The 13,707-nt window shown below is 46.1% G+C and carries 11 protein-coding genes and 1 pseudogene; 6 read left to right on the forward strand and 6 right to left on the reverse strand.

The window, feature by feature from the left end:
• Positions 1-597: filamentous hemagglutinin N-terminal domain-containing protein (locus tag RIG27_RS30375; protein ID WP_446350828.1), on the reverse strand; the 597-nt coding region annotated here is incomplete at its 3' end.
• A 582-nt stretch (positions 598-1,179) separates the two neighbouring features.
• Positions 1,180-1,308 carry a hypothetical protein gene (locus RIG27_RS30380; protein ID WP_446340114.1) on the reverse strand — a complete coding sequence of 43 codons (129 nt, stop codon included), beginning with the start codon at positions 1,306-1,308 and terminating at the stop codon, positions 1,180-1,182.
• Between the two features lie 206 nt (positions 1,309-1,514).
• Between RIG27_RS30380 and RIG27_RS30385 the strand changes: the two genes are divergently transcribed.
• On the forward strand, positions 1,515-1,898 hold the full coding sequence (locus tag RIG27_RS30385) for a DUF2358 domain-containing protein (RefSeq protein WP_446350829.1): 384 nt from the start codon (positions 1,515-1,517) through the stop codon (positions 1,896-1,898).
• Positions 1,899-1,951: 53 nt separating this feature from the next.
• Positions 1,952-3,139, forward strand: coding sequence for a TRC40/GET3/ArsA family transport-energizing ATPase (locus RIG27_RS30390; protein ID WP_446350830.1), 1,188 nt, complete (start codon positions 1,952-1,954; stop codon positions 3,137-3,139).
• Positions 3,140-3,229: 90 nt separating this feature from the next.
• On the opposite strand, the gene RIG27_RS30395 is transcribed toward RIG27_RS30390, so the two are convergent.
• The 4 genes from RIG27_RS30395 to RIG27_RS30410 all read right to left on the reverse strand — a co-directional run bounded on the left by RIG27_RS30395 (position 3,230) and on the right by RIG27_RS30410 (position 7,535).
• Positions 3,230-3,361 carry a hypothetical protein gene (locus RIG27_RS30395; RefSeq protein WP_446350831.1) on the reverse strand — a complete coding sequence of 44 codons (132 nt, stop codon included), beginning with the start codon at positions 3,359-3,361 and terminating at the stop codon, positions 3,230-3,232.
• A gap of 4 nt (positions 3,362-3,365) precedes the next feature.
• Positions 3,366-3,620 (reverse strand): hypothetical protein, encoded by a 255-nt coding sequence (locus RIG27_RS30400; RefSeq protein WP_006101696.1) that lies wholly within the window; start codon positions 3,618-3,620, stop codon positions 3,366-3,368.
• A gap of 196 nt (positions 3,621-3,816) precedes the next feature.
• Positions 3,817-5,073 (reverse strand): methionine adenosyltransferase, encoded by a 1,257-nt coding sequence (gene metK, locus RIG27_RS30405; protein WP_446350832.1) that lies wholly within the window; start codon positions 5,071-5,073, stop codon positions 3,817-3,819.
• Positions 5,074-5,792: 719 nt separating this feature from the next.
• The gene (locus tag RIG27_RS30410; RefSeq protein WP_446350833.1) at positions 5,793-7,535 is read right to left on the reverse strand and encodes a pentapeptide repeat-containing protein; all 1,743 of its coding nucleotides are present in this window, start codon (positions 7,533-7,535) and stop codon (positions 5,793-5,795) included.
• A gap of 101 nt (positions 7,536-7,636) precedes the next feature.
• Here RIG27_RS30410 and RIG27_RS30415 point away from each other — a divergent pair.
• The 4 genes and pseudogenes from RIG27_RS30415 to RIG27_RS30430 all read left to right on the forward strand — a co-directional run.
• Positions 7,637-7,783, forward strand: a pseudogene (locus RIG27_RS30415) (histidine kinase dimerization/phospho-acceptor domain-containing protein); the annotation flags it as partial.
• A gap of 263 nt (positions 7,784-8,046) precedes the next feature.
• The gene (gene glgB / locus RIG27_RS30420; RefSeq protein WP_446350834.1) at positions 8,047-10,308 is read left to right on the forward strand and encodes a 1,4-alpha-glucan branching protein GlgB; all 2,262 of its coding nucleotides are present in this window, start codon (positions 8,047-8,049) and stop codon (positions 10,306-10,308) included.
• A 219-nt stretch (positions 10,309-10,527) separates the two neighbouring features.
• Positions 10,528-13,059 (forward strand): glucosylglycerol hydrolase, encoded by a 2,532-nt coding sequence (gene gghA, locus RIG27_RS30425; protein WP_446350836.1) that lies wholly within the window; start codon positions 10,528-10,530, stop codon positions 13,057-13,059.
• A gap of 171 nt (positions 13,060-13,230) precedes the next feature.
• Entirely contained in the window at positions 13,231-13,434 is a 204-nt protein-coding gene (locus RIG27_RS30430; RefSeq protein WP_446350835.1) for a hypothetical protein, read from the forward strand.
• Positions 13,435-13,707 lie beyond the last annotated feature (273 nt).

The following is a 13,707-nucleotide window of genomic DNA, read 5'->3' on the forward strand; positions in this document are numbered from 1 at the left end:
TTTCCCTTCTGATACGGCTAAATCCCCTGCATTAACAATACTTCCCGCCTCTGTTCCATCAAAGGCAAATTGGTTGGGGGTTCCGACTAAGTTGTGATAATCATTCCCACCCATAGCATTAAACCAATTGCCATCGCCAAAACCGATAGCGTCGGCGGTGGTGGCGATAAAGTCACCGGGGACGTTTAATTGGGCATTTGAACCAAAAATAATCCCAGCTGGATTCATTAAATATAAGTTAGGATTGCCGCCTGTTACCTGAATTAAGCCGTTAATCACAGAGGCGTCACCACCTGTGACGCTACTGAGGATATTATTTAAATTAGGATTGGCTAAAAAATTGGCGATTTGGTTGGGATTTAAGCCAAACTGCTGGAAACTGTGGAAAAGGTTTTTGCCATCCCCAGACAGACTCCCACCGGAAATGTCGATGCGGTTGCCATCCGGTGTGATAATTGTCCCCGTACCGTCTGCTGGGGTAATCGGCTGCGCCAAGACCGGAGAATCAACCACCAGTGAAGCGATACCTAAAAGTATACCTTGGCACAGAGACAGTAAGACGGATAAGCAACGCCAGCACAACCGAGCTGATTTCATTGGTTCAACACCCTGTAATCGCTATGCTTGATAGTTTCCCTTATTCTCCAGGTTTTTGGTTTTTATTTTAATAAAATTAAACAATGTTTGGTTCTGATTGATTGTACTATTCGACCAGCAGAATGAATCAATAATGAGCAACTGTCTGAACTATTAGAGAGTTGCACCGAGTCGGCAAAACGTCCATAGTGAACTTTTCAAACATATTGGTTAAGGTGCGTTAAGCTGTTCGGCATTTAAATCTTAATATCAATAATGGTAAAATCCTTGTAGTGCGAGCATCTTGCTCGCTACTATAGCACTGAGCGCTTGTATGTTTACACATTAGAAATGGAGGCTTTATCAGGAGGCTTTTAGATCACTTGTACTGTAACTACGCTAGAGCGCACTGCTACTAATACCCAATTTAAATGCATGACAGCTTACGCGACGCTAACACACGATAGCGGCGTGGCACAGTTAAAATGGTGGATTAGCATTGTAGGGGCGCACGGCGTGCGCCCGATTTAAACATAAATCTATTCCACACTTTTAGCTGTGTCAGTCCACTACATCTAGAGCCTTTGTGTAAGTCCTAATAATTTATGTCCAGGTAACCATTCGCCCTTGATACTCTACCTTAACCTCCTGTTCGGTAGTATCAATCGCCGTGATTACACCCAAATCTCCATTAAATACATCCCGTTGGTAATCATTGGTCTGTTGAACCACGCGATGCCTACTCTTAAAGTTACACCAGCGCGACTGATTTCCACCTGATCTGGACTGGGGGGATTAATGAACTGTTGCAGCACCTGATTAAAATTCCGAGCTAGCAGAATTAAGGTGAATAGAGCAAAACAGGTTAGAAGAACCACTTTCATTGTGTCAACTTACCTATGGTATCGTTGAAACCAATTACAAATGATTACCCATAAATGACGAATAGAGACATTCTTGAAATCCTCAAACAGGACTATCAACGCTTTCCCGTTGACCAAACCTACAGTATCTACGCCAACGATGTTTTTTTCAAAGACCCACTTAACGAATTCCGGGGACTTAATCGCTACAAACAAATGATTGGATTCATCCAAACCTGGTTCATCAATCCCCAACTTGACCTGCATGACATTTCCCAATCCGGCGATACCATCAAAACGCGCTGGACTCTAAGCTGGACAACACCCCTCCCCTGGAAACCACGAACTTCTATCCCCGGTTGGAGCGAATTACGTCTAAATGCAGATGGACTAATTTCTTCCCATATCGATTATTGGGATATCCCCCGTTTGGATGTTCTCAAGCAACTGTTTCGCTGAAAACCCGATACAGTGAATAAATGTAAAGGTTTCTCAGGTGAGCGGAATTATCTATGCGAGTAATTTTAATGACAGGCAAAGGCGGAGTCGGTAAAACCTCCGTAGCCGCAGCCACAGGTCTGCGTTGTGCCGAATTAGGGTATAAAACCTTAGTGCTGAGTACAGATCCCGCTCATTCCCTCGCCGATAGTTTCGACCTGGAACTCAGTCACGAACCCCGACTCGTCCGTCCTCATCTTTGGGGGGCGGAACTGGATGCGCTGATGGAATTGGAAGGAAATTGGGGTGCGGTGAAGCGCTATATTACCCAGGTACTGCAAGCACGAGGACTCGAAGGGGTGCAGGCGGAAGAGTTAGCGATTCTTCCGGGAATGGATGAAATTTTCGGTCTGGTGCGGATGAAGCGTCACTACGACGAAGGGGAGTACGACGTGCTAATTATCGATTCAGCACCCACGGGAACCGCCCTGCGACTCCTCAGCTTACCGGAAGTCGGGGGTTGGTATATGCGCCGCTTTTATAAACCCCTGCAAAAAATGTCTGTGGCGTTGAGACCCCTGGTTGAACCTATATTCAAACCCATCGCGGGATTTTCTTTACCCGATAATGAGGTGATGGACGCTCCCTATGAATTCTACGAGCAAATTGAACAGCTCGAAAAAGTCCTTACCGATAACACCAAAACCTCAGTCCGCTTAATCACCAATCCCGAAAAAATGGTGATTAAAGAATCCCTCCGCGCCCACGCCTACCTCAGCTTGTACAATGTTTCTACAGATTTAGTCGTTGCCAATCGGATTATCCCCGACGAAGTAACCGATCCCTTCTTCCAACATTGGAAAGAACATCAGCAAGAATATCGCCAGGAAATCCACCAAAACTTTAGTCCGCTTCCGGTTAAAGAAGTTCCCCTCTTTGCGGAAGAGATGTGCGGACTTGAGGCGCTAGAACGACTCAAACAAACCTTGTATGCAGACGAAGATCCCACTCAGGTTTACTACCAGGAAAACACAATTCGGGTTGTCCAAAACCAAAACGAATATAGCTTAGAACTGTATCTACCCGGTATACCGAAAGACCATATCCAATTGAATAAAACTGGGGATGAGCTAAATGTACGGATTGGCAATCACCGCCGCAATCTTGTCCTCCCGCAAGCCTTAGCTGCACTGAAACCTGCTGGTGCCAAGATTGAGGAAGATTATCTTAAGATTCGCTTTGCAGAAGCGGCGAAGGTTTAGAGATGCAAGGGGGCAGAGCTACCTGTAGGGGCACGATAATATCGTGCCCTTACCATAATAAATGGCGTGTGTACTTCACAATCTTTATAATCAGACGTAGCTTGCTTTTTTTGGGGAGCGAATATGACGAATGACAAATGACAAATGACAAATGACAAATGACGAATGACAAATGACGAATGACAAATGACAATCCCCACCGTTAACTTGAAACGTCCTCACCTATTTAAAGGTTAGTTGGGGTTTCTGGAGCAATCACTTCAGTGTCACCTTTAATTCGAGCCTGCTGCTCAGTCATTAAATCGCTGACTTGATCAATTTCGATACCCATACCCTCACAGGCTTTCTTGAGTTCCGCTGTAAAGGTTGAGATATCGTCTCCGTAGCCACAGAGTTTCGCTGCTGTTTCGGGTCCCTGTTTGGCGTTCGCTTTAGCACAATCAACTAAATCAGTGCCTTTGAGCGGATTTGAAGCTGCCATACTTTAACTTGTCCTTCTTTTCTTTAATTCTCACTCTCAAGCTAGTGAAAACGTTGTCAAGATGCATCTATCAATAGATGGAAATCTTTTTTGATAGAGAGATTAAAATCGATTCGCACGATTATTCAGATCCCCAACTTCTTCAGATCCCCGACTTCTTGAAGAAGTCGGGGATCTAACTATTAAATTAATCGGCTTACACGCTGGCTAACGATGGTTTGAGGGCTTCTTTAAGTAGTTCCGCTTTATCCGTATGTTCCCAAGGCAAATCCAAATTAGGACGTCCAAAATGCCCATAAGCCGCGACATCTTGATAGAAGCGACCCCCTCTTAATTTAGGGAGTTCCAGCAGATTAAAGGCTTGAATAATCCCTGCTGGACGCAGTTCAAAATGCTGTTTTACCAGTTCTAGCAATTTGTCTTCTTCAACTTTACCCGTACCAAAGGTTTCCACCATAATACTGACGGGTCTAGCAACACCAATGGCATAACTGAGCTGAACTTCGCACTTTTCGGCTAAACCTGCTGCCACAATATTTTTGGCAACATAACGACAAGCATAGGCTGCCGAACGGTCTACCTTGGTGGGGTCTTTGCCCGAAAATGCCCCGCCGCCGTGACGGGAATAGCCACCGTAGGTATCAATAATAATTTTACGTCCGGTGAGACCTGAATCGCCTTGGGGTCCACCAATCACAAATTTACCGGTGGGGTTGACTAAGAAACGGGTATTATTATCGGGCTTAATCTCAATATCTCCAAAGGTGGGTTCAACCACAGCTGACCAAAGGTCGTCTTTAATTTTGTCTCGCACAGCCGCTTCCTCGGTAATCTCACCAATGGTGGCGGTGTGTTGGGTCGAGATTAAGATGGTATCAATGCCGATGGGTTTGCCATCTTCGTAGATTACCGTAACTTGAGTTTTGCCATCGGGACGCAGGTAAGGCAACTGTCCTGACTTACGGACTGCGGTTAACTGCCGAGACAAGCGATGTGCCAGACTCAGGGGCATGGGCATGAGTTCTGGGGTTTCGTTGCAGGCAAAACCAAACATCAACCCTTGATCTCCGGCACCAATAGCATCGAGTTCATCGTCACTCAACTTTTCTCGCGTTTCCTGGGCGGTGGTGACACCTTGAGAAATATCTGGAGATTGTTCATCCAGGGCGACTAAGACGGAACAGCTATTGGCACAGAAGCCGTTATCGGCGTCGGTATAGCCAATTTCAGCAATTTTTTTACGGGCTATATCAACGTAGTTTACATTGGCTTTGGAGGTAATTTCACCCGTAATCAAGACCAATCCGGTATTAACTACCACTTCTGCTGCAACACGACTGCGGTTGTCTTGGGTGAGTAGAGCATCTAAGATCGTATCGGAAATCTGATCACAGATTTTATCGGGATGACCTTCTGTAACTGATTCGGACGTAAATAGGTAGCGACGAGGCAATGGACTAATCTCCTTAAGAAACGGCAGCTACACTGATTAAGAGTTTAGTACACGACTGCGATGTAAAGTTGAAACCCCTACCGCCTTGGATGTACTTACCGCGTTCGATGTATTGCATTCACCTTTCGCTTGGGCAGTGTAGAGACGCGCCATGGCGCGTCTCTACGTTCAACCTGTACGCATAGGGGTGGGGTATGGTTGCCCCTAACTCCCATTTCTGGGGTGACGTTAGCCTCGCCAATGTTAACGGTCGGTACTTTCCAAGCAGCACTGGCTTAACCCTTGTAAACCTGTTTAACCACTTGGTTCTAGAGCATGGGACTGGCTTACGCGCTACGCGAACGCTACGCGAACGCATCCCAAGGTAGGAACTTTAACTCTTGCCGTTAACGTAGTGCGCTAGGCACTTAGGCTGGTCAGGTACGGGCTAAATTCCAAGCCCCCGGCTTATAGCGGTGGGGTTCCTGACACACGATACAGAGAGGGGATTACCCACTGATCACAGAACTTTAACAGAATTTGCTCTATTCTCCATCCAGAACTGTTGAATGTTTAAAAAACTTTACCAGCTCTATCACCTAAGAATGGTTATTCTTTTACTGAAAATTCGCTTATTTGTCAAGTGTTAGTTAAGCTTTTCCTTATACAAAAGCTTTATTTTTTAGGGTTTCCGGTTTTGGCAACACGCCCTAATTTGTACTTAAGTCAGGGACAGTTATCTAAGGAGGCTGGACTTGAGACAGGATAAGAGCGATCGCGCCATGCATAGCTTGCCCGGTTAAAGACATACGAGTCGCTTGATCCGCCGTTTTTTTCCATGCCAATAACTGGGTTTGAAATAAAGGATCGCGTTTCGCCCGCCTGAGCATGGCTTGACGAATGATTTTTGGCACAATATCTTGGGTGGGAATATTCTGTTGACGTAAAAAATCCAACAGTCGCTGTATACCTTCGGCGCATTTATCAGGCGGCTGGAATAGAATAATTTGTTGGATTTGATGAATAACTTCCTGATAGATACGGCGGCGATTATTGGCTAAAACTTGAGTTGGATTGGGTGAGTTAGCAGAATTTAACGACGAGTTGAGCTGGGAGGCTCCCGACTTGTCTATCTCTAGCAATTGCCAAATTCTGTGACGGTAATGGGCAAAACGCTGGTACATCTGGGGATAAAGTTCCAGGATACGTTGATTCACCGCTTGGGGATTGACTCCTGTTTTTGCCGATAGGTGCAGGATATAGTGATCAAATTGTTTACTCAAGGCTTTCAGCGACAGTTTTAGATCAGGATATTCCTGTTCCACTTGGGCGAGGGTAAATACCAATACCTCTCTATTTGGCATCTCCGAGAAAGTAACCTCGATTAAGAGCCAATCAGTCATTTTCTCTTGACTCAGTTGTCCCGGTATCAAATCACCTGTAGGCGGATAGCGTTTATTCGGCGTTTTCGTTTCCCAATTAAACTGGGTAAATAGGTAGCGACAATTCACGTTTGTCAAATCTACCTCTTCTAAATGCCAGTTGTGGATACAGCATCCAGTGAGTTGGGCTTGCTCAAGTTTGGGGCGAATTAAATAGCTGCCAATCAAATAGGCATCGGTTAAATTTGCCTCAGTTAAAATCGTTTCGTTTAAATAAGCCCCACTTAAATCAGCCTGTCGTAAATCTGCCCCTTGCAGATTAGCCCCTGTCAAATTCGTCTGTAAACAATAGACATTCTGTAGAACCGTGCGTCGCAAATTAGCGCCAACGAAGCTCGCTCTGAGTAAATACGCCCCCATCAGATTTGCCCGACTCAAATTTACGCGATCGCCTGTGACTTCACTGAGATCGGCATCGGTTAAAATAGCTCGATAGAGTTCCGCCTGAGTAAGGTTGGCACAACGCAAACAAGCCTGACGCAGGTTAGCTTCGGTTAATGTCGCACCGACTAATATCGCGTCTTGTAAATTGGCTTTCTCTAATAGAACTTCCCGCAGGTTGGCTGTGGTAAGATTGGCAGCAATGAGACTGGCTTGGTAGAGATTAGCCGCCATTAACTGTGTGCTAATAAGCTGAGTTTTATCCAGGATAGCCCCTGTAAGATTACTATGATTCAACTGGGCTGCCTGGAGATTTGCACCACTCAAGTTACAATAGGGGGCTTCTACCCAACTTAAATTAGCTTGGCAAAGACTAGCGGATTGCCCATCCACCTTGCTGAGATTTACACGGGTCAAGATGGCTTGGTTAAGATTACTATGTTTTAGGATCGCGTTGTGTAAATCTGCCTGATGCAGACAAGCACCATTGAGATTAGCGTAGTCAAGGGAGGTCCAACTAAGGTTGGCATTTGTCAGGTTAGCCCCACTTAAGTTAATCGTCCGCAAATCTGCCCCCTTGAGGTTAACACCACTCAGGTCAACCTGGGCAAAATCACGGTCTCCTTGGCGATAACGAGTGAGAAAGTTCTGGACTTGCATTATTTCCAGTTTGCCATTTAAGGGGATTGGGGGAGTGTTGAGTTTTGACCCTTCGCTTCGCTCTATAGGTTGGTTGGGTTTCCTGACAACTGATCAACTAGCTGCAACTGCTCACACATCTAACCCAAGAACTGCGAACTCCATTAACTTCAATTATGGGCATGGCTTGTGTTCTCAATCGCCAAATTTATGGTGAACTCACTGACAAACAGAAAGAATATTTAGAAATTATCCATCAAAGTGGTCAGCCGATCGCTATATCATCAGTTTGCCTAAGTTAGATCCGTAGCCCGGTTGTGACGAAACTTCTGTAGGGGCGACCCGCTTGCACTAATCAACAACTGTGTCCACTCAATTGACTCGGGTCGCCCTTCAGTCGGGGCGGGTTTAGTCGCATCTTTTGTGAAACCGAAACGATAATAGTGAAACCCGCCCCTACACCACCGTCAAATTGTTCCATTCGAGAAATCTTGATTACTATTAAGTCTGGGAAGTTAAATTAGGTAACGCCATGACAATAACCATTTCCCCAGACCAAATCGACCGGATTGTGAGCAATCGACACCATGATCCGTTTGAAATCCTTGGGTCTCATCCCATTGAACGGGATGGTAAAACAAGCTGGGTTGTGCGGGCTTACCTGCCGAAAGCCGATGCCGCTTGGGTGATTCGTCCCACCGAACGGGAAGAATACCCAATGCAGGCTGTCAGTCATCCTCATTTATTTGAATGTGAGATTGATATACCCGAGTTAGCCAACTATCAACTGCGGATCAAAGAAGGCGAACATGAACGGGTAGTCTATGATCCCTACGCCTTTCGCTCGCCGCGTTTGACGGATTTTGATACTCACCTATTTGCCGAAGGAAATCATCATCGCATTTACGAAAAATTAGGCGCTCACCCCACTGAATTTAATGGCGTCCAAGGGGTTCACTTTGCAGTCTGGGCACCGAACGCCCGTAATGTTTCCGTTATCGGTGATTTCAATAACTGGGATGGACGCGAACATCAGATGCGCCAACTTGGGAACGGGATTTGGCAACTGTTTATCCCGGAAATTGGCGTCGGAGAACACTATAAGTACGAAGTAAAAAACCACGTCGGACATATCTATCACAAGTCCGACCCCTACGGCTTTGAGCAAGAAATTAGACCCCAAACCGCGTCAATTGTCAATAGCCTAGACTACACTTGGCACGACGAAGACTGGCTAGAACGCCGTCGCCATACTGACCCCCAAGAACAACCCATTTCTGTGTATGAGGTTCACTTGGGTTCATGGTTGCATGAGAGTGCCGAGACTCCACCCGAATTACCCGATGGGGAAACTCGCCCTGTGGTGAAAGTCTCCCAGAAACCCGAGGGACGCTTCCTTACCTATCGGGAATTAGCCGAACGACTGATTCCTTATGTCAAAGAACTGGGATTCACCCACGTCGAACTCCTCCCCGTTGCCGAACACCCTTATGATGGGTCTTGGGGGTATCAGGTGGCAGGATACTACACCTGCACCTCCCGGTATGGGACTCCCCAAGATTTAATGTATTTCATCGACCAATGTCACCAAAATGATATTGGCGTGATTGTGGATTGGGTTCCCGGTCATTTTCCCAAAGACAGGCATGGGTTAGCCTTCTTTGATGGTACTCACCTGTACGAACACGCTGATCCTCGCAAAGGGGAACATAAGGAATGGGGAACCTTAGTTTTCAACTATGCCCGGAATGAAGTTCGCAACTTTCTGATAGCCAACGCCCTATTTTGGTTTGACCGATATCATATTGACGGGATTCGCGTGGATGCGGTGGCATCTATGCTGTATCTGGACTACGATCGCAAAGATGGGGAATGGATTCCCAATCAGTACGGGGGCAACGAAAACCTAGAAGCCGCCGACTTTTTGCGGTATCTGAATTATCAGATATTCGGCTACTATCCCGGCATCCTCTCCATTGCCGAAGAATCCACCGCTTGGCCCCTCGTCTCTCGTCCCACCTATTTAGGCGGCTTAGGCTTCAGCTTCAAGTGGAACATGGGCTGGATGCACGATATGCTGGACTATTTTGCTAAAGATCCCCTATATCGTCCCTACCACCAAAATAGCGTCACCTTCAGCATCATGTACGCCTTCAGCGAAAACTTCATGCTGGCGCTATCCCATGATGAAGTTGTCCACGGGAAAGGCAACCTGCTGAATAAAATGCCAGGAGATGACTGGCAGAAATTTGCCAATCTCCGCTGCTTATACGCCTACATGTACACCCATCCCGGCAAGAAAACCCTATTTATGGGCATGGAATTTGGGCAACGGAATGAGTGGAATGCTTGGGCAGACTTAGATTGGGGCGCGTTGCAACATACACCCCACCAACAACTGAAGCGGTTTATGGCGGATTTGAATCACCTTTACCAAAATGAACCCGCCCTCTATAGCCAAGACTTTTCTCATGAAGGGTTTGAGTGGATTGACTGTAACGATGCTGACAATAGTGTCGTCTCCTTTATTCGCAAAGCAAAAGACTCGGATGACTTTATCGTCACTGTCTGTAACTTTACCCCTCAACCCCATGCCAACTATTGGGTAGGTGTTCCCGAACCCGGTTTCTATGCTGAAATCTTGAACAGCGATGCTGAAGATTACGGCGGTAGCAATCTAGGGAATATGGGCGGTCGCTGGACAGGGGAATGGTCTCATCCTCGCTGGTCTCATTACCTTGATTTATGCCTACCTCCCTTGGGCGTTTTGATGCTGAAATTGAAGTCACAATAGTTCATAGTTCATCGTTCATTGTGACAGCATCCCATTGCCCGTAAAAATAGGAGAAGTTCGCGAACATAATTAGCAGACAGTGGGCGCACAGCCATGCATCCTTACCCCAAAACCCTCTGCGCCCCTCTGCGCGAACCTCTGCGTCCCTCTGCGTTGAAAAAATCTGCCACCGCTTACGGGACAAAAACGAATCTTTTGTTGATTAACTACCAGAGAAACATGACAAAAACCGCAACCAAAAGAACACCCATAACCTTAATCACCGACGAAACCCAAAAAATCCTCGATTGGGCAGATAGCGTTCAACAATCCGACGACACAATCTTCAACAAAGCCAAAACATTAGCCACCCGCCTCGGTGCCCATTACCGTGCCGATGGACTCACAGAAATAGGCTTCTGGGCACCCGAACTCGCCGCAGATATGTTCCAACCCAAGAACATTTATCTGGAAGTTCTCACCCCGCTTAACAAAATTGACCCCACCTTACCCAACCAAAAGGTCAAAGTTCATCGGGAACACCTCCAACTGGAAAAACAAGGCGAATATTTCTGGGGCGTCGTTTCCGGAATGCGTCCCGGAACCAAAGACCAAATGGGTTCCTTCTATTGGCTAAAATACTTAGATTTCCAGAATGAAATCCAAACCATTGGCGATGTTTTAGCCTATTCCTTACCTTATGGCGTCTACGCCCCCGCCGAACTCTATGACCTAAATCAGTTACAAGAAAAACGCAGCGACTTGGAGTATCTAGGTCAAGGGGACGCCGATGAATCAGGGATAATTAGCGTTCATCCACCGCGTAATATTTTACAGATTCATATCACCACCGCCGCTAAAGAAGGGACGCTGGCAGGATTAACCCGAATCTATCAACGGATTGCGGAAAAAATCAACGCCAATGACGCTTTAACCCCAGCCGAACAATGTTACATCGGCTATGATGCGGTGCAACTTCTCCCCATTGAACCCACGGTAGAATATCGGATGGAACATGATTTGGGGCAAGGGTTTTTTATCTTCAATGAAGATGACCTAGACGAAATCGACCCGGAAACCGAACAGGTGGATTACGAAACCGAGGATATTAAAATCACCCTGAAAAAACCGGATATCCAAAACTGGGGCTATGATATCGTTATCTTTGGGTCTTCAGCAACGAATCCCTCCGTCCTGGAAACCCTGCGTCCGGATGAATTAGTGGAGTTTATTAGTACACTCCACACGTTCCCCACAGGTCCAATACAAGTCATCCTTGATATTGTTTATGGTCATGGGGATAACCAGGCGTTAGATGTCCTGAATGGACGATTCCTGAAAGGACCGAATATGTACGGTCAAGATGTGAACCATCAAAACCCTGTTGTGCGGGCAATTTTGTTAGAAATGCAGCGGCGGAAAAATAATTTTGGCGTTGATGGGATTCGCGTGGATGGTGCCCAAGATTTTAAGTTTTTTAATCCTCTATCGGGGCGGGTGGAATATGATGATGCCTATCTCAGAGACATGGGCGAAGTGGTGCAAGACATTGGGTCGCACCAGCGGCGACTCTTTGCTATTTTTGAGGATGGACGCCCGTGGCCCGCTGAAGGGTGGGAAGAGATTTCCACTTATCGAGATATTGTTGAATTTATGCCCGATGCGTTTCAGTGGAGTCCCTTAATTTTTGCCCACAATACCCCCGGTTTGCAGAAGTTTTGGGATAAGAAATGGCGTCGGGTTTGTGAGGTGATGCAGGTTGGTGAAAACTGGATTACCGGGTGTGGAAACCATGACACGTTACGTCGAGGAACGCAAGTCGAACCCGGATTACCAATTAATTGGAATTTGGGTAAAAGTTTACCGGAAGTGTTGAATACGGCGTATAATAATCCAGCCGTAACGTTATGGGTGTATGGGTTTAGTCCCGGTTTACCAATGGACTTTATTAACTGCACCATGGAAGCAGCCTGGGGCTTTTTCCGCAATACCGATGATCGCTATGGGGTGAAAGTAGCAGCGGAAGAAGCGGGATTTTTGGATTGGCAGGTGGAAAAGTATGTTTATAATGACCAAGACCATATTTTTCCCCGACTCAAGCAAATGGGATTTCGCAAAATTGATGAATTACGTCAGTTTATGCGCGGACTTTATGACGCCATTGAAGAAACGAATTACGATTTAGAAGAAGTGGCACGTTTATGTCAGCGTTATCTGGGGGCGGAGTCGGAGAAAGAGGAAGTTAAACAGGAAGCAACGCAGCGGAAATCAGCGGCGCAATTACAGAAGCTGAATGTACCGGAAAAATCCCAGGTGTTGACGGAGTTGGATGTCGGAAAGCTGAAGGTATTTGCCAGGGCGTTTATGGAAGATATGCACCAAGCTTGTAATGTGTGGAATTATGAGGAGTATTTGGTGCCAGAATTAGCGGCGTTTAATTTAGCGTTGCGTCGTTTCCGTCATGATCATCCTTGGTTGCGCCATAATTTATCGAGGTTGGATCGGTTTAATCGAATTAGTGAGGATAACTACACCCTTTTCTATGGCTTACGGAGTCAACCCACAGAGGAGGGGGCGAGTGAAACGCCGTATCAGATGGCGATGGTGTCTCACATGGGTGGTGATCCAATTACGGTGACGCTGGGAGACTGGCTGCAACTGGATTTGGACGAATGGCAGATTGCGATCGCGTCTCCGGGATTGGAGGTGAGTGATCTGCGATCGTTTGAGTTGCGAGACACCCAGGCGCTGCTATTAGAACGAGTGGGTTAAGGAAACTTTCTGTAGTATCCACGAAACTTGCCAGAAGTAAAGGGCAACCCGATAAAATTAGATAGATGCCGTTTTCATTGGTGCAAGCGGGTTGCCCCTACAGAAGCATTAACCTGAATTCGCAATACCATAAACAAGAGAATTATCCTGCCTTGTGCCTTTTAAAGCCTCATGAATGAACAACGCCGCGACGCCTATCTAAAGCTAATTAATGCCCTATTAACTTGTCCAAGTGGCGAGGAAGGGAAGATTTTGCCGGATAACGCCGAGTTGGTGGATGCGGGGTTGGTAGTAAGGGCTACTAACCCTGGTTGGCAATACCCGATTAGGAGAATTACCATGTCCAGTGAATATCACATTAAACTTATTCAATAGAACTTACGCAAAGCCTCTATCTGTAGCAGGGGGTTTTCATTTTCAAAAAATATACCACAATAAAAGCAAAATCTTTGCTGATCAAAACCGTTTTTTTGCGAGTTTCAATTCTCTCTATTAAAAAATATTTTAAATCCCAACTCTTTGCTTAATTTATAGCTGCAAAAAAGCTGAATTTCTTGCCGATTAGTCATTCCCAGGTTTAGCTTGTCTTTTTTTGATTTTTCTTTCTTATTAAAATTAGTGGCATTGAATCTATTAATCGTTAAATTA

The organism is Coleofasciculus sp. F4-SAH-05, from assembly GCF_040222985.1.
In the GTDB taxonomy this organism is placed as follows: domain Bacteria; phylum Cyanobacteriota; class Cyanobacteriia; order Cyanobacteriales; family Coleofasciculaceae; genus Coleofasciculus; species Coleofasciculus chthonoplastes.

Bases quoted from the DNA above. Each gene is read 5' to 3' on its own strand.
- RIG27_RS30385 (WP_446350829.1), top strand. From the start codon at position 1,515: ATGACGAATAGAGACATTCTTGAAATCCTCAAACAGGACTATCAACGC.
- RIG27_RS30390 (WP_446350830.1), top strand. From the start codon at position 1,952: ATGCGAGTAATTTTAATGACAGGCAAAGGCGGAGTCGGTAAAACCTCC.
- RIG27_RS30400 (WP_006101696.1), bottom strand. From the start codon at position 3,620: ATGGCAGCTTCAAATCCGCTCAAAGGCACTGATTTAGTTGATTGTGCT.
- RIG27_RS30410 (WP_446350833.1), bottom strand. From the start codon at position 7,535: ATGCAAGTCCAGAACTTTCTCACTCGTTATCGCCAAGGAGACCGTGAT.
- glgB (WP_446350834.1), top strand. From the start codon at position 8,047: ATGACAATAACCATTTCCCCAGACCAAATCGACCGGATTGTGAGCAAT.
- gghA (WP_446350836.1), top strand. From the start codon at position 10,528: ATGACAAAAACCGCAACCAAAAGAACACCCATAACCTTAATCACCGAC.
- RIG27_RS30430 (WP_446350835.1), top strand. From the start codon at position 13,231: ATGAATGAACAACGCCGCGACGCCTATCTAAAGCTAATTAATGCCCTA.